Source organism: Noviherbaspirillum sp. Root189 (genome assembly GCF_001428545.1).
Lineage (GTDB): Bacteria > Pseudomonadota > Gammaproteobacteria > Burkholderiales > Burkholderiaceae_D > Noviherbaspirillum.
This window is the reverse complement of record NZ_LMHZ01000049.1, coordinates 1-17,856: the sequence shown is the minus strand read 5'-3', so window position 1 is coordinate 17,856 and position 17,856 is coordinate 1. Positions and strand designations below refer to the sequence as shown.

Here is a 17,856-nt window from a genome sequence, read left to right as displayed (position 1 = left end):
GTAAGCATCCTGCATCCACAGCAGCCGGTTGACCACAGACCGGTGCTCGTTCATCACGCCCTTGGGCTGGCCGGTCGAACCGGACGTGTAGATCACGTACGCCAGGTGGCGGGCAGGCGTTGCTGTTTCCACCGGCGTCAGATCGTCTTCCGGTTCCCGGCTCCAGTGTTGGACATCGGCTTGCACGTCGCACGTCGATCACGGCTTGCGGCTGAACGCCTGCGGCRCGCAYCTGRGYGCCGGTTTGCCGATGCGTGAGCAYGGCAACCGGGGCACTGTCGGTCAGCATGAACACAAGYCGYTCGGCCGGRTAGTCCGGATCCAACGGCACATAGGCGCCGCCGGCCTTCATCACTGCCAGGATCGCAACCACCATCTCGATGCTGCGTTCCATGCAGATCGCTACCCGYGCATCGGGCACCACACCCAGCTTGCGCAGGTGACGCGCCAAGCGGTTGGCACGGCGGTTGAGTTCGTCGTAGCTCAGTTGTTGTTCTTCATGTTGCAATGCCACTGCGTCCGGCGTGGCTGCTGCCTGYGCTTCGAACAGCTGATGGATGCACCGGTCCTGCGGATAGTCGACCGGCATTCCRTTCCAGTCAACCAGCAACTGCRTGCGTTCCTGCTCGTCCAGCAGTGGCAGCCGCGCAACCTGCAGGCTGTCGTTGTCCACCATCGCCGCCAGTGCACGCTGCAGRTAACCCAGCATGCGTTCGATGCTGGCGCGCTCAAACAGCGCCGTCGCGTATTCCAATCCACCGGCAATCACGTCGCCCACTTCACCCAGGTTCAGCGTCAGGTCGAACTTCGACGTCAGATACGTCCCACCCACGGCCGCCGGCGTCAGGCCGTCCAGCGCCAGCTCGCCCTCTTCATTGTTCATTCCAGTCAACCAGCAACTGCGTGCGCTCTTCCGGCGGCAGTACTTCCAGCTGGTGCAGCGGCGTCGACGGCGCCTGCTCCAGCGCCTGCACCAGCGAAGCCAGTGCCATCTGCATGTAGCGGCAGACCTGCCCGGCGTCGATCGGCGACTGCACCTGCGCGGTCAACCCAAACCCGTCTCCCAGGTCGTCCACCGACAGCGTCAGCGGATAGTTGGTGCGCTCCTGCGCGCCCAGCACTTGCATGCCCGGCGCTTCGTGCGCGACCTCGCCCGATACCGCGCCGTCGTCCGGCGCCGACAGGTGCCGGTAGTTGAGCAGCGTGCCGAACAGCGGCATCGGCGCGGCCACCGCGCTGCAGCGCTGCGCCAGCGTCAGCGACGCATGTTCATGCCGCAGCAGCTGCGCCATCAGCGCATGCACCTCCCGCACGCTGTCGCCCACGCCCGTGCCATCGATGCGGATGCGCAGCGGCAGCGTGTTGATGAACATGCCCAGCGCTCGGTCGGCCCCTTCGCCACCCTGCATCCGCCCAAACATCACCGTGCCGAACACCACGTCGCTGCGGCCCGCGATCTTCGCCAGCACCCGTGCCCATGCCAGGTGGCACAGGCTCGCCGTGCTCACGTTCAATGCACGCGCCCGCTCACGCAGGCGCCGTGCCAGCCCCGCTTCCAGCATCTGCGTGGCTTCTTCAATCCCCACCCCGTCACCATGCACATCGATCAGCCCGAACGGCGCGGTGGCTTCGTCGACGTCGCCCAGCATGCCGGTAAAGAATGCCTGGTGTTCTTCCCTGCTGACCCCCAGCCGCGCCTGCGCCACAAAGTTGCGGAACGGGTAGGTCGGCGGCAGCGGCTGGCCTGCCATCTGCGCGCCCACTTCCCGCTGCACGATGTCCATCGTGGTGTGGTCCACCACCAGGTGGTGGTACAGGCACAGCAACACCCAGCGCCCATTCTGCTCGTCATGCGCCGCCAGCGCCCGGATCATCGGCGCCATCCGCACGTCGAGCCGGTACGCGCGCGCCTCGACCCGCTCGCGCAGCTGCTCGCCGATATCGCCGGCAGCAGCATCGAGCACCACTTCTTCCACCGCCAGCGGTGCGCTGCGCCAGACCACCTGCAGCGGCTCGGCCAGGCCTTCCCACTGCACCGCGGTGCGCAGGATGTCATGCCGGTCGATCACCGCCTGCAGCGATTGCAYGAAATGGTCGAGCAGGCTGCGGTTGTCGAAACTGAACAGCGACGACAGGCTTCCTCGGAGGTTTCGCGCAGTTCGATCGAGCGCAGCTGCTCGCCGATATCGCCGGCAGCAGCATCGAGCACCACTTCTTCCACCGCCAGCGGTGCGCTGCGCCAGACCACCTGCAGCGGCTCGGCCAGGCCCTCCCACTGCACCGCGGTGCGCAGGATGTCATGCCGGTCGATCACCGCCTGCAGCGATTGCATGAAATGGTCGAGCAGGCTGCGGTTGTCGAAACTGAACAAGGCGGACGACAGATAAACGTCGCCCTTTGTGCTGGCGAGGTGATGGAACAGGATGCCTTCCTGCAGCGGCGCCAGTGGATAGATGTCCTGCACGTTCGCCGCGCCGCCGGGCACGCTGGCGACGATGCGGTCGATCTCGGCCTGGGTAAGCGACACCAGCGGCAGCATGTCCGGGCGAATCACATCCGATTGTGCCTCGATCCCTTGCGGCGGAACCGCAACGGGGGCGCCGAAATCGTCGCTTGCCGGCTTCACGCTGCCCGCCTTTTGCATGGCATCCGCCAGGTCTGCCAGCGTAGGGGAATTAAACAGCGCGCGCACGTCGGCCTGAATGCCAAGTTCGTACATGCGCGATGCGACCTTTACCGCCAGCAACGAATGGCCGCCGAGCCGAAAGAAGTTGTCATTGCGCCCCACTTTTTCAAGGCCGAGCACCTCTTCCCAAATATGCGCCAGCGTCGTCTCAAGCTCGCCCTGCGGCGCGGTATAGGCGGCGCGCTCATCCGCACCTTGCCGCCCGCCTTCGGCGTGCAGCGCCTGGCGATCCAGCTTGCCGTTCGCCGTCAGCGGCAAGGCATCCAGGCGCACATAGAGCGCCGGCACCATGTAGTCCGGCAAGGCCTCTGCAACGTGCGCGCGCAGGGTCTCCGCATCCGGTCCCGCCTCCGTGCAGGTGTAGTAAGCCACCAGTCGCTTGTCGCCGGGACTGTCTTCACGCGCCAGCACTGCCACCTCGCGTACGCCTGTATGGGTGGCCAGTCGGGCCTCGATCTCGCCGAGTTCGATGCGGAAGCCGCGGATTTTGACCTGGAAGTCGTTGCGCCCCAGATATTCCAGCATGCCGTCGTCCCGGTAACGGGCAAGGTCCCCGGTGCGGTACATGCGCGCGCCGGCCTCGCCAGCGAACGGGTCGGCCAGGAAACGCTCGTCGTTGAGCTCAGGCCGGTTCAGGTAGCCGCGTGCGACACCGGCGCCGCCGATGTACAGTTCGCCCGCCACGCCCAAGGGGACAGGGCGCAGGCGTTCATCAAGCAGGTAGATCCGGGTGTTGGCAATCGGTCTTCCGATCGGCACTGCTCCCTCAAGGGTATCCTCGGGTGCGATGTCGTACACCACGCAGCCGACCACGGTTTCAGTCGGGCCGTATTCGTTGACCAGCCGCACTCTGGGCTGGATGCGCCGCCATTGTTCTACCGTAGATGGAGGCAAGGCTTCGCCCCCGATCACGAATACCCCGACCGCGCTCGGTGTGCCCTGGGCCAGCAGACGCTGCCCCAGCACGTCCAGATGCGCCGGGGTGATCTTGACCAGCCCGCAACCGCGAGCGTCCTGCACCTGCTGTTCCAGTTCTTCGAGCTCGCGTCCCTCGTTCAGCAGCCTGACCCGACTGCCGTGGATCAGCGGAGTAAACAGGCTGGTGATGGTGGCATCAAACGACAGCGAGGACGAGACCACCGATCCCTGGTCCGGCCTGTAGGTCTGCTGTGCCCAGTGCAGGTAGTTGGTGAAGCCGGCATGGCGCACCATCACGCCTTTCGGTTGGCCGGTGGAGCCGGAGGTATAGATCAGGTAGGCCAGGTGGTCCATGTCCAGACTGGCGCGTTCCGGGTTGGTGGACGGCTGGCGCGCCCAGCGCTGTGCATCCTGCTCAAGGTCGATCACAGCCGCGTCCGAGCCGGCCAAGGCTAGGCGCAGCGTGGCGTGCACTCTGGCGGAAATTCGTTCGTGGGTCAGCAGCGCCACCGGAGCGCTATCGCGCAGCATGAATTCCAGGCGTTCAGCAGGGTAACTTGCATCCAGCGGTACGTAGGCGCCACCGGCCTTGAGTACGGCCAGCAGGCCGACCACCATGTCGATGCCGCGCTCCATGCACAGTGCGACCCGTGCATCCGGCTCTACCCCCCGCTTGCGCAGGTGGCGGGCCAACCGGTTGGCGCGCGCGTTGAGTTCGCCGTAGGCAATCTCTTCGCCGCCATGTTCGAGCGCAATTGCATCCGGCGCGGTCGCGGCCTGCTCTTCAAACAATTCATGCACGCAGCGCATCGATGGATACGCCGCCTTGGTCGCATTCCACTCCTTCAGCATCAGGCGTCGTTCCGATTGCGGCAGGATGTCGATATCACCTACCCGCACCACGTCGCCCGTCTCCAGCGCTGCCGCCAACCCGGCCAGCGCCGTGTGCATGTAGCTGCAGACGCGTTCGGCATCGATCGGGGACTGGGCCTGGATATTGAGCGCCAAGCCGGCGCCAAGGTCATCAATGTTCAGGCAGAGCGGATAATTCGAACGCTCCTGGGAGCCGAGAAACGCAATACCCTGACCCGGATCGGAAGGCTCGACAACGGTCACCGGCGCTTGTTGCTCTTGTTCCGGGGCTGCGCTGAAGCGGTAGTTCAGGAAGGACGTGAACAACGGTGCCGGTGCCTCGACCCCACTGCAACGCTGGGCCAGCAACAACGATGCATGCTCATGACGGATCAGGTCGGCAAGCAGCGCATGTGTGTCATGAAGCGCGCGGCGTACGTCGGAATCGCCAATACTCAAGCGAATCGGTAGCGTGTTGATGAACATGCCGAGCGCGCGGTCTGAACCGTGCCCGCTTTGCATGCGTCCCGCCAGAACGGTGCCAAACACCACTTCCGGACGCCCGCATACCCTGGCAAGAACCTGGGCCCAGGCCACATGGCAAAATGCGGCCAGGCTGACGCCGAGCGTCCGTGCGTGGGCGCGCAAGCGTAGAGCCAGGCTGTCCTCTATGCTACGCCAGCTATCGGTTATTTCCGCTCCCGATCCCTGATTATCGAGCACGCCGAAGGGAGCAGTCGGTTCATGAATGTCACCCAGCAGGCGGCGGAAAAAGGCCTCGTGCAACTCGCGGCTGATACCTCGGCGCGCCTGTACGACCAGATTACGGAACGACACCGGCGCCGGCAGCAGGTGTCCCATGCCGCGCATGCATGCGTCCACCTCTTCGCGCATGATCTCCATCGTCGTGTGATCCATGACCAGATGGTGAAACAGCGACATCGCCACCCAGCGTCCATTGGACGGATCGTGTGCAATGCAAAGACGCAGCAAGGGTGGATTACTTACATCGAGACGATAGCGGCGTGCATTGAAGCGTGCACTCAATTGCTCGACCACGTCGCCGCCCGGGTTGTCGACGGCAACTTCTTCCACCTGCAGGACGACGCGCCGTAGCACAACCTGCAGCGGTTCCGGCATGCCCTTCCAGATGATCGCGGTACGCAGGATGTCATGCCGGTCGACGACCGCCTGCATGGCCGCGACGAAGTGATCAAGCTGCTCGCGGCTGTCGAAGCCGAACAAGGCGTGCAATAAGTAGGGATCACCCTCCTCGGCAGCGAGGTGATGAAAGAGGATGCCTTCCTGCAATGGCGCCAGCGGGTAGATATCCTGGACATTCGGGGCGCCGCCGGGAACGGCATCGACGAGGCTTTGCAACTGTTCTTCGCTCAATGTGGCAAGCGGAAGCATTTCCGGGGTGATCCGCGTGCAATCCGGCGGGATTCCGTTATCCGGTACCCGGGTGTCGGAATTCTTCGGTGCCTCGTACTGGCCGCTCCTAATCATTTCGATCAGGGCGTCCTTGTGATGGCGCAGCAAGGCTACCAAGGACGGAGCGAGAGCCTGGCGCTTTCCGTGAACGGCAAGTTCTGCACCCTTGACCGAAAGCGTCACATTGTCCTGGCCAAGTTGCTTCAAAAGCTCGTCTACCGTCACTCCGTGCCTCCTTCGTGCGTTCGATGGTTTCATCGGGACCGAGGCGACGTATATGCATGTTGCGTGCCATGCAATGAGAATGCGTAAGGCACTGAAATTACTGAACTTTATGGAGCCGACCGGCGCAAGCCGGGGCGCGTCGGCTGAAAATCCGGAAAACCGCGAGTCGGGTTCCGGGAAAGGTAAAAGGGCTGGGTATGCCGCCTGGCACGGTGCGGCCGGAGTCGGTCAGCCGGCACTTACCCTGCGACGCGCGCATTGCCCCCCAGGGCGAGATAGAGATCGACGAGATTGGTCAGCCGGTTCAACCGGTTCTCCAGCACTGCCGCTTCTGCCTCGCGCAGTGTCTGCTGCGCGTCGAGCAGGAGATTGAGCTGGATTGCTCCGGCCCGGTAACGAACCTCGGTGATACGGGTAGCTTCCACCGCCGCCGCGAGCGACTTTTCAAGCAGTTCCCTCTGCTCTTCGAGCCGGGTACGCGCCGAAAGCCCGTTCTCGACCTCGCTGAACGCGCGATACAAGGTGTTGCGGAACGTGACGATCGCCTTTTCATGATCGCTTCTTGCGATTTCCCTGCTCAACCGTCTTTCAGTCCACTGCAGGAACGGCAGCGTCAGTCCCACGCCCAGCACTGCGGCTGGGCTCTTCAGGAGCTGGGCGAGTTCCTTGCTCGCGCTGCCCAGTCCACCGGTCAGCTTCAGGCTGGGATAAAAGGCGGCCTTGGCCGCATCCGATAGCGCGAGTGCTTCTCGCAGCCGCAATTCGGCCGCGCGGATGTCAGGCCGACGTCCGACCACATGGGCCGGCAAATCGAGGTCTACGGCAGGCAAGGCACCGCTCGGCAACCGAGGCGCTTCGACTTGCGGCGATTGCGGCGGCATATCGAACAGAATGACCAGAGCGTTCCGGCTCTCCACCCGCTGTTGCTGCAATTGCGATAAGACCGCACGCTGGGCGAACAGCGCCTGGTTGGCCTGATGGACTTCGAGGCGGGAAAGTGCCCCGCTTTCCTGGCGGATGCGGGTTAGATCGAGGATTCTTTCCAGCGCCACCACGTTCTGCCCGGTCAGCGCGATACGCTCGTTCAGATAGGCGACGCGCCAGTACAGTTGCATCGTGGTGCTGATGACCGACAAGGCAACACTGTCCCTGTCTTCGGCGGTCGCCAGCGCCTCCAGCGCCGCCGCGTCATGCTCTGACGCCAGCTTGTCCCACAGGTCGGGATCGTAACTCACCGCTCCTTCGATGCTGAAGCTGCGTGTCACCGTGTTATTGGTCGAGGCCAGTCCGCGCCGCAGCTCCGTATCCACCGTCGTGCCGAAGGTCAGGGTCCTGCGATCCTGTAACAGGCCGGCCTGTAGTTGGGCACGGCGTACGGCGATGACGGCCTCAGCCAGCCGACCATTGCGTTCAAGCGCCATTGCCACCAGCGTGTCCAGTTGGCTGTCGCCAAAATCGCGCCACCAGTCGGTACGGCTTGTGGCACGCTCACCCGCCGGCGCGTACTGCCAGATGCCGGGGATGCTTGCCTCCGGCGTGGCCTGGGGTGTGCGCTGCATCCCGGCGCAGCCAGTCAGCACCAGCATGGCAAAGGCGCAAAGCGTGCGTGTCCTAGCTCTTGTCGCCATTCTCATTCCCTTGCCAGTGCCAGTGCCGGATCAAGCTTCGCCGCCTTGCGCGCGGGCAGGAAGCCGAAGGCGATGCCGATAATGGTCGAAACGAGTATCGCGACCACTATCGACGCATTCGAGTAGATCAAGGTGATGCCCCCGTCGGCGAACAGTGACGTGCGCTGGCTGACCTCGGTGAACACGAGCCCGAACGCGAACGCAAAGGCGATGCCGAGCAGGCCGCCGATCAGGCAAACCAGCACGGCTTCAATCAGGAATTGCTGCATGATGTCAGACTGTCGCGCCCCGACCGCCATACGTATCCCGATCTCGCCGGTTCGTTCGGTGACTGAGACCAGCATGATGTTCATGACGCCGATGCCACCCACCACAAGTGAGATCAGGGCGATCGAGGATATGAGGAAGGTCATGGTTCGCGTCGTTTTTTCGATTGTGGCGCGCATGCTGTTAGCATTGATCAGATAGAAATCCTTGCTTCTGTGAAGTGTGCTCAGGAGCTCGTCGATGTTGCGTTCCGCCGCTTCAACCGACATGTCTTCGCGCACCTGAACGGTGATCACCTCGAGATGGGACTGGCCGAGCACACGTTTCATCACTGTCGAATACGGCATCCACACATTCAGATGCTGGTTGTCGACGAACGGGCTTTGCCGCGCCTCGGCTACACCGACGACCAGTGCGGGAATGTTACCGATGAAAAGCACCTTGCCGACCGGATCGGCATCCTTTCCGAAGAAGCGGTCGCGCGTGCTGATGTCGATGACAACGTCCTGCGAGAGACGCTCGATGCTCTTTGCGCTGAAGGGCCTGCCTTGCGTGAAGGTCATCGAGCGTAGGGCGAACTCAGAGGCGCCGACGCCGTTGATTGAAACGCGTGCGGAAACGTTTCTGTAGCGCGCCGCCCCATTTGCCGTTACTCTCGGCGTTACGCTGCTGACATAAAGCTGACCTTCAAGTGCTGCAGCATCGGCGGGAACCAGGGTCTTCAGTCCCAGGCTGCGCTCATCGCCTTGCGCCCGTCCGGGGAATACGTCAATCGCGTTGGCGCCCAGCGTCGCCAGGTCATCGAGGATGTGCTGACGCGCACCTGCTCCGAGTGCCACCACGAGCACGACGGACGCAATACCGATAATGATTCCGAGCATCGTGAGAAAGCTGCGCAAGCGGTGCGACGCCATCGAGCGCAATGCGATTCTTGCGGCTTCGCCAAAGCGGTTGAGTACAGCAGAAGCAGCGCTGCCGACTGCGCGCGGCCTGTCGGAACGTGTCGGTAGCCGTGCGGTTTTTGGCACCTGCGTCTGTGTCCGGTCCGACACGATGATGCCGTCGCTCAGTTCAACGATGCGTTCCGCCTGGGATGCCACCTTCATGTCGTGCGTGATGATGATGATCGTGTGCCCGTCGCGATGTAGCTCGCGCAGTACTTCCATCACTTCCTGCCCGGTGCGGCTGTCGAGAGCGCCGGTCGGCTCGTCGGCGAGGATCACGTCGCCGCCGTTCATCAGCGCCCGGGCAATGCTTACACGCTGTTGCTGGCCGCCCGAGAGCTGCGAAGGGCGGTGGTGAGCACGATCCGCCAGGTCCAGTCGCGCCAGCAGTTGATTTGCGCGATCGTGCCGGGCTTCGCTTCCGAGTTCAGTGTAAATAGACGGCATCTCGACGTTCTGTGCCGCGTCGAGTCCCTCAAGTAACTGATAGCGCTGGAAAACGAAGCCAAAATGTTCTCGCCGCAGGCGCGCCAGTGCATCCGGTTCCATGGACCCGGCTTCCTTGCCGGCCACCTTATAGCTGCCCCTGCTTGGCCGGTCCAGGCATCCAAGGATGTTCAGGAGCGTGGATTTTCCGGAACCGGACGGACCGACGATGGCAACCATCTCGCCTGCGCGGATGCTCAGGTCTATGCGCTTCAATGCGGAAACCGTTTCGTCGCCGGTCCGGAAATCCCGCCAGAGACCGGCGAGCTCGAGCAACGGCGCCGGGTTCATTTCGCCTTTCCCGGCCCTTGGGCTGGGCCCATCTCGCCCACGACCACGCGTTCCCCGGCAGACAGGCCTTCGAGTACCTGGGCGTTGATGCCGTTGTCGATACCCAGACGGACCGGCCGAAGCGCGACCTTTTGTGCATCGTTGATGACACGTACCTGGTACGCTCCTGCCTTGTCCGCATCGACCAAAGCGGCTGACGGGATCGTGACCGCGCCTTGCGCCTTCGCCAGAATGATGTGCACTTCCGCTGTCATCCCGATGCGGAACTTGCCGTCCTTGTTCGGTGCGTCGAACAACGCGTTGTAATAGACGGCGGTACCGTTTGCCACGTTCGGGCCAGCGCCCGGCACGGCTTCCTGTGCAAGCGACTCCGGTGCTGGTTCGACCGCACGCAACACTGCATGGTGGCGCTGGTCGGGCGCGCCGAGTATGGTGAAATACACGGCTTGCCCAACCTTGACCCTGGTCACGTCCGCCTCCGAAACCTGGGCCTTGATCGTTATCGTATCCAGTGCGGCGAGCTTGACGATAGTTGGCGCCGCCTGGGCGGAGTTCACCGTCTGGCCTTCCTGCGCAAGGACAGCGACGACTTTACCGTCCATCGGCGCGGTGATGCGCGTGTAATTGAGGTCGGCCTGCGCCTTGTCGACCGCCACTGCGGATTGCGCATTCTGGGCGTCTAGCGCCGCTATCTCCGCACGGGTTGTTTCCAGGGTGGCTTCGGCGACTTCGAGGTCGGAGCGAGAACTTGCCTCCTGCGCATACATATTTTGCTGCCGTTTGAACGCCAGCTCCGCCTGTCGCAACTGCGCGGCCTTTGCCTGCCGCTGGGCGCGCACGTAGGCGAGCGAAGCCTGTGCGTCCCGCAGCGCGTGGTGCTGGGTAGTGGAATCGATCTCGGCCACCAGCTGACCGGCCTTGACCTCGTCGCCAAGTGCGACCTTGAGCGATTTCAGCTGACCGGATACCTGTGCACCCACGCTGACCTGCTTTAGTGCCTGCAAAGTCCCGCTGGCAATCACGGTTTCTTCCAGGTCGCGCACCATTGCCGTGGCGGAGATGAATTTCGGTTCGTCCGCAGCAGAACCCTGGTGGTAGAGGAACGCGTATCCCGCGCCGATTAACACAAGCACCAGCAAGCCGCGAGCGGCATACCGGGATATGGACTTCACTTCGACGAACTTCATGGCACCGGGGATCCGTTCATAAAAAAGGGAACTTTCGCCGGACTGCCGCCACCCGGCATGCGTATGCACATCGACGCAGCGTCATATCAGGATCTCCACATCATCCGCCGCGGCAGCAAGTTCGGCCAAGGTCGGCTTGGTAAACAATGCGCGCACATCGACATTCAGCCCTCTTTGCCGCATGCGCTCCGTTAGCGCCACTGCAAGCATCGAGTGCCCGCCCAGCTTGAAGAAATTGTCATGGCGGCCGACGCGTTCCAGTTTGAGCAAGTCCATCCAAATTTCCGCGAGTGCCGTCTCCATTTCTCCGACCGGTGCTTCGTAGCTCTCGCCGCGCATGCCGCTACCCGGCGCGGGCAAGGCCTTGACGTCCAGCTTGCCATTCGCGGTCAGCGGCACCGCCGACAGCAGAACCAGGTCGGCAGGCAGCATGTATTCGGGCAGACTCTCGCGCAGGTATTCCTGTGCGTCCCGAATCAGGATACCGGCGTCGGACCAGACCTGCGAGCCCGTTTCCGTTCCGGAGCCGCTAGCCACCGAACCGCGATCACTTCGAACCGCATATACGTTGTACAGGGGCGTATTCTTCAGCCAGTCGTCCTGTTCATGCTGCACCGCGAATCCATGCGCTTCGAGCATTTCAAGAATGCGTGCCAGGCGTCCTCCGACATCATGCACCTCCATGACAACCTGGCCTATCCTGGCCCAGTCGCCGTCGTCAATGCCACACAGTACCTCATATTCTGCATTTTCGACATCAATCTTGAGCAGGTCGATCCGCTCCACGCCCTCCTCCGCGATCACGTCGGATAGACGCCGGATGCTGCAGGTGTACTCCTCGCTTTCCAGGCTGGCCGCAACAAGCTCATCCACCAGCGCGCTGTCGCGTGCCACGCCGGGACCATCACCTTCTTGCCGATTCAACAAATAGGACTTTACCGTGAGATGGGCCCCTTCGTCACCGGTAAGGCTGCTCGACATGACCGTATTGTGCGGATAGAAGGTAAAGCGCGTCTGTTCAGTCCGGTCCGACAGCCCGCACTCAAACAGCTTGGCGTTCAGGCCGTACATTTCTGCATTGAGCCGCAGCGACCGACATACCGGCGGAATCGGTTCGAAGGCGAAGATCCTTGTGTTCGATGCCTGCGATGCAGCGAACAGCGTAAACATCCCGATGTTGGCGCCGACATCGAAAATGCAGTCGCCGTCAGCAATCCGGATGCCGTGCTTGAGGTAGGAGCGGTCCGAAAAAATCTCCTTGTACAGGAACTCGGTTTCCGACTGGTTGTGATGAAACACCGACATGCCGTTCGGCAGGCATAGTTGTGCGGCGCCGGCCGAGACACCGGCCTGCGCCATGCGCAGTGCATTCATGACCGGCGCGGCCCGCTTTTCGGACGGCACTGCGTAGCCGACCAGGCGCCGATCGCCTTCACCATACTCCCTCACCACGACTCGACCGTCTTGCAACCCCGGATGCGCGGCAAGCCGCGCCTCGATCTCGCGCAACTCGATGCGGAAGCCGCGCACCTTTACCTGGGTGTCGTTACGACCGAGGAATTCGATGTCGCCATTGGTAAGGTAACGTGCAAGGTCTCCCGAACGATACATGCGCGCCCCGGGTATCCCCGCGAAAGGATCGTCGATGAAGCGTTCGGCGTTCAAACCGGAACGATTCAGGTAACCGCGCGCGACGCCAGCGCCCCCGACATGGATCTCGCCTGCTGCGCCGGTGGGCACCGGCTGGCCATGACGATCAAGAAGATAAAGCCTCAGATCCGGTATCCGGTGGCCGATCGGACTGAAGCCTTCACGCTCGGTATCCTCGATGTCCAGCGGCCTGCAAGTGACATGCACGGTCGTTTCGGTAATGCCGTACATGTTCATCAGGCGTGCCCCGCTGTTCCTCCGATCCGCGTACCATGGAGCCAGGCTCGCGGTTTCCAGTGCCTCGCCGCCAAAAACGACATGGCGCAATGCATGCTCGCCGGCACTACGCTGCTGAGCCTCGATCAGCTGCCGGAAGGCGCTCGGTGTCTGATTAAGCACAGTCACACCTTCGCTGCACACCAGTTCATAGAACTGCTGCGGCGAACGTGAGATCAGGTGCGGAACGATGACAAGCCGTCCGCCGTGGGCAAGCGCGCCCCAGATCTCCCAGACGGAAAAATCGAAAGCGAATGAATGGAACAGCGTCCACACGTCGCGCGGTCCGAAGCTGAACCAGGAGTCTGTCGCGCTGAACAAGCGTGAGAGATTGCGATGCTCAATCATCACGCCCTTAGGTTCCCCGGTAGAGCCCGAGGTATAGATGACATAGGCGAGGTGGGACGCGCACAGACCGGTTTTCGCACGTCCGAGATTGTGCGGCGCGTGGTCGCGCCAGCGATGCGCATCGCTGTCAACAGCTATCACGGCTACGCCGGCTGAATCGAGCACTGCACGGGCAGATTCGCCGACGTCGGCATGCGTCAGCACCAGCAGCGGCTTGCAGTCCGCCAGTGTATAAGTCAGGCGCTTGGCCGGGTACCTCGCGTCAAGGGGCACATACGCTCCACCCGCCTTGAGCACGGCGACCAACGAGACAATCATGTCGATGCCGCGCTCCAGGCAGAGGCCGACCAGTGTGTCGGGGCCAACGCCCTGCTCACGCAGGAAACGGGCGAGCCGGTTCGCCCGTTCATTCAACTCCGCATAACTAACCTCAGTGTCGTCATGCACCATCGCGCAGGCATGCGGAGCGCGCTCTGCGTGCTGTTCAAACAGTTCATGAACGAAGGTGTCGGACATTTGCTCCGGTGTTATACGGTTTACGCCCTCAAGAAGCCACTGGCGCTCCCTGTCGTCGATGAGCGGGATGCTGTCGACCCTTGCAGCATCGTTATCCGCGATCGCGTTGAGTGCGTTCAGGAAGTAGCCGGCATAACGCTCCATCGTCGCGCGCTCGAACAGCGCGGTCGCGTATTCGATGCCGCCAACCACGCGCTCGCCATCTTCCGCCAGGTTGATTGTCATATCGAACTTGGCGACTTCATACGAGGTTTGCAACGCTTCCAGCGACAGACCGTGCATCGCAATCTGTTCTTCGCCACCGCCGTTCTGCCAAGCAAACATCACTTGGAACAAGGGTGTGTGCGAAGTGCTGCGTGGTGGATTGGCGATTTCAACCACATGCTCGAACGGGAGGTCCTGGTGTTTCTGTGCGTCGAGGGCAATCGATTTCACATTTTGCAGCAGGGTCGCCACGCCGATTTTTTCCGGCACGCCGATTCGCAGGGCGAGCGTGTTGACGAAGAAACCGATCAGCGGCTCGACCTCGGTGCGCATGCGGTTCGCGCCCCCGGTGCCGATCACCACATCGTCTTGGCCTGACAGCCGTGCGATCACGAGCGCCCATGCCGCCAGCATCGTCATGTACAGAGTGACGCCGTTGCGTTGCCCGATTTCCTTCAGACGCCGCGTCAAGCGGGCGTCGATTTCCAATGCTATGGCCGCGCCGTCATAGGACTGCTCGCGGGGACGCGGGCGGTCCGCTGGCGGGCTCGACAGCACAGGTGCGTCGGCCAGAGTACGCTTCCAGAATTCCGCCTGCGACTGCAGCACTTCGCCCGAAATCCAGCGCCGTTGCCAGGCCGCGTAATCCGCGTACTGGACCGGCAGCGCAGGGTACGGATCATCCTGTCCCATGCAGTACGCTCGATACAGGGTCGAGATCTCGCGAATCAGGATACCCATGGACCAGCCATCCGAAACGATGTGGTGCATGGTGATCAGTAAGGCGTGCTCTTCCTCGCCAATCCGGATCATTCGTCCGCGTATCGGCGGTCCGCTCTCCAGGTCAAAGGACGCAGCTGCTTCCTTTTCGGCCAGAGCGGACAGTTCGGCCTCGTGATCCTTGCTGGCGCGCAGGTCGAACTCCATCAGCTGAAACCCGACATCCGGCGGGGCAATGCGCTGGACCGGCACACCGTCCTCTTGCGCAAATGTAGTGCGCAGAGCCTCGTGTCGTGCAACGACACGATCGAGCGCCCGGCGCAGCGCTTCGCGATCCAGCCTGCCGTGCAGACGGACGCCGGTGGGCATGTGGTAAGCCTGGCTGACGTCGCCTATCTGCGCTAGGAACCAGAGGCGTTGCTGGGCATAGGACAGTTCCAGCGGTGCGTCACGCGGCACCGGCGTGATGGGCGGCAGGTCGCTCGCGGCGGCTTCCTTGACCGCAGCTGCGAACGCGAAAAGGGTCGGCCGTGCAAATAGCTCGGCCATCGACACTTCAAGACCGAGTTCGGTCCGGATGCGGGACACCATCTTCATCACGAGCAGGGAATGCCCGCCCAGTTCGAAGAAATGGTCGTCGCGTCCGACCTTGTCCAGCTTGAGCAGGTCTGCCCAGATTCCGGCGATGGCATGCTCCACGTCGCCAACCGGCGCGTGATAGGCACGCATCGAGAACGCACCGGCATCCGGGCGCGGCAGCGCGGCCCGATCGATCTTTCCGTTGGCCGTCAGCGGGAACGCGTCGAGCCGGATGTAGGCGGCCGGCACCATGTAGTCAGGCAGGAAGGCAAGCAGGTGCGCGCGCAATGCCTGCGCCGCCATCTCCTGCACCCCTTCCGCCGCGATGTAGTAGGCCAGCAGCGCATCGGCAACCCCCGCGTCCGGCACCACCAGCACTTCGCGCAGCCCCGGATGGCGCGCCAGCGACGCCTCGATTTCCCCCAGCTCGATGCGCAAGCCGCGTATCTTCACCTGGAAATCATTGCGCCCGAGGAAGTCGAGCGTCCCATCGGGCCGGTAACCCGCGTCCGGCACCACCAGCACTTCGCGCAGCCCCGGATGGCGCGCCAGCGACGCCTCGATTTCCCCCAGCTCGATGCGCAAGCCGCGTATCTTCACCTGGRAATCATTGCGCCCGAGGAAGTCGAGCGTCCCATCGGGCCGGTAACGGGCCAAATCGCCGGTGCGGTACATCCGCCCACCTTCGCGGCTGAACGGRTCGGCCACGAAACGCTCGGCCGTCAGTTCCGGCWGGTTCAGRTAACCACGCGCCACCCCCGCACCGCCAATATGGATTTCTCCCGGCGCGCCAAGCGGCACCGGCTGGCCGAACCGGTCCAGCAGGTAGATCCGGGTGTTGGCAATCGGGCGTCCGATATGCAACACCTCCGCCGACGCGTCGACCAGCCCGGACGTGGCAACCACCGTCGCCTCGGTCGGACCATAGTTGTTGACGACCTGATAGCTCTGGCCTGGCGGCTGCCGGCGCAGGCGGTCTCCGCCCACCAGCAGCGTGCGCAAGCCGGCCTTGTCCGGGCAGCGTTCGAAGGCCAGTTCCGCCACCGGCGTCGGCAAAAAGCTCACGTCCAGCCCGATCGTTTCCCACCAGTCCAGGAGCGCGCCGAGGTCGTTGCGCGCCCCCGCCGGCAGCACCAGCGTTGCCCCGCTGCACAGCGCCGGCCAGATTTCCCACGCTACCGCGTCGAAGGCGAGCCCGGCGACGCTGGAACTGCGCTGCCCTGCGCTCACCGCAAAGGTGTCGCAGTGCCAGCACACGAGGTTGACCAGGTTGCGATGCTCGACCATCACTCCTTTCGGCTTGCCGGTCGAGCCGGAGGTATAGATCACGTAGGCAAGATGCTGCGGCAGGAGCCCGGCTCTGCGGCCGGGATCCTGCGCCGGATAATCCAGCCATTCGGCGTGGCGGTGATCGATGGCGATGACCGGTGCAGCGGTTCCAGCCAGCGCGCGGGTCGCCGCGTCCGTCGATGCATCGCTGAGAATCGCCACCGGTGCGCAATCGGCCAGCATGAAAGCCAGCCGCTCCGGTGGTGACGTCGGATCCACGGGGACATAGGCTGCGCCCGCCTTGAGCACCGCCAGCATCGCGATAACCAGGTCGATGCCGCGTTCCAGGCAAAGCGCAACCCGCGTGTCCGGGCCGGCGCCGAGGGCCAGCAGGCGATGCGCGACCCGGTTCGCCGATTCGTTCAGCGCCCCATAGCTCAGGGCTTGCGGGCCGCACTCGACGGCCAGCGCATGCGGATGCGCGAGCGCCTGCGCTTCGACCAGTTCGTGTGCACACCGGTCTTGTGGATAAGCAACCTGGGTCGTATTCCACTGTTCCAGCAGCAGGCTACGTTCGGCCTCGCCAAGCATCGGCAATTGCGATACCGCTTGTATCTCACCAGACGTCATTTCCTCCAGCATGCGTTGCAGATAGGCGACGTGGCGCGCCATCGTCGCCGGATCGAACAGTGCGGCGGCGTACTCGATGCCGCCGACGATGCGCCCGTCCAGTTCGCCCAGGTTCAGCGTCAGGTCATACTTGCTGGTCTGGTAGGCAGTGTCGACCGGTTGCAGCTCCAGGCCAGACAGCGACAAATTGCCGGTGTCGTTGTTATGCCAGGAGAACGTGGCCTGGAACAGCGGGTTGTGCGCCAGGCTGCGCGGCGGGTTGACGAGTTCCACCACCTGTTCGAACGGCAGGTCCTGGTGCTGCTGTGCTGCCAGTGCCTGTTGCTTCACTTGCTGCAGCAGTTCGGCCGCAGTCAGGTCCTGCGACAGATCGAGGCGCAACGCCAGCGTGTTGACGAAGAAGCCGATCAGCGGCTCGACTTCGGCCCGGGTGCGGTTGGCCACCGGCGTGCCGATCACCAGGTCGTGCTGTCCGGACAGGCGCGACAGCACCACGGCCCAGGCCGCGAGCAGGGTCATGAACAGCGTGGTGCCGTGGCGCTCGCTCAATGCCTTCAGCTTGCTGGTCAGCCCGGTATCGAGCACGACTTCGATGTAGGCGCAGGTGAAATCCTGCTGTGCCGGACGCGCACGGTCGGTCGGCAACTGCAGCAGCGCCGGTGCCCCGGCCAGCGTCTGCTGCCAGTACGCGCTCTGCGCCTGCAGCACCTCGCCATCGATCCAGCGTCGCTGCCAGGCCGCATAGT

6 protein-coding genes and 1 pseudogene are annotated in these 17,856 nt (G+C 63.2%); all 7 read right to left on the bottom strand.

Translation table 11 applies throughout. From position 1 onward, the window contains the following. A pseudogene (locus tag ASE07_RS22650) lies at positions 1-862 on the bottom strand (AMP-binding protein); the annotation flags it as partial. A gap of 10 nt (positions 863-872) precedes the next feature. Next, positions 873-2,069, bottom strand: a complete 1,197-nt coding sequence (locus tag ASE07_RS22645) for a condensation domain-containing protein (RefSeq protein ID WP_057293096.1) — start codon at positions 2,067-2,069, stop codon at positions 873-875. Beyond that, positions 2,066-6,115 (bottom strand): non-ribosomal peptide synthetase, encoded by a 4,050-nt coding sequence (locus tag ASE07_RS22640; protein ID WP_057293095.1) that lies wholly within the window; start codon positions 6,113-6,115, stop codon positions 2,066-2,068. Before ASE07_RS22640 ends, ASE07_RS22645 begins: the two co-directional genes overlap by 4 nt. Positions 6,116-6,354: 239 nt before the next feature. Continuing rightward, the gene (locus ASE07_RS22635) at positions 6,355-7,743 is read right to left on the bottom strand and encodes an efflux transporter outer membrane subunit (protein WP_057293094.1); all 1,389 of its coding nucleotides are present in this window, start codon (positions 7,741-7,743) and stop codon (positions 6,355-6,357) included. Between the two features lie 2 nt (positions 7,744-7,745). Then, positions 7,746-9,731 carry a MacB family efflux pump subunit gene (locus ASE07_RS22630; RefSeq protein WP_057293093.1) on the bottom strand — a complete coding sequence of 662 codons (1,986 nt, stop codon included), beginning with the start codon at positions 9,729-9,731 and terminating at the stop codon, positions 7,746-7,748. Then, positions 9,728-10,918: an efflux RND transporter periplasmic adaptor subunit gene (locus tag ASE07_RS22625; protein WP_057293097.1), complete on the bottom strand. Its 1,191-nt coding sequence runs from the start codon at positions 10,916-10,918 to the stop codon at positions 9,728-9,730. Before ASE07_RS22625 ends, ASE07_RS22630 begins: the two co-directional genes overlap by 4 nt. Before the next feature lie 81 nt (positions 10,919-10,999). Further along, positions 11,000-17,856: non-ribosomal peptide synthetase (locus ASE07_RS22620; protein ID WP_156396907.1), on the bottom strand; the 6,857-nt coding region annotated here is incomplete at its 5' end.

Excerpts from the sequence above, each read along its gene's own strand:
- ASE07_RS22635 (WP_057293094.1), bottom strand. The coding sequence starts at position 7,743 with ATGGCGACAAGAGCTAGGACACGCACGCTTTGCGCCTTTGCCATGCTG.
- ASE07_RS22630 (WP_057293093.1), bottom strand. The coding sequence starts at position 9,731 with ATGAACCCGGCGCCGTTGCTCGAGCTCGCCGGTCTCTGGCGGGATTTC.
- ASE07_RS22625 (WP_057293097.1), bottom strand. The coding sequence starts at position 10,918 with ATGAAGTTCGTCGAAGTGAAGTCCATATCCCGGTATGCCGCTCGCGGC.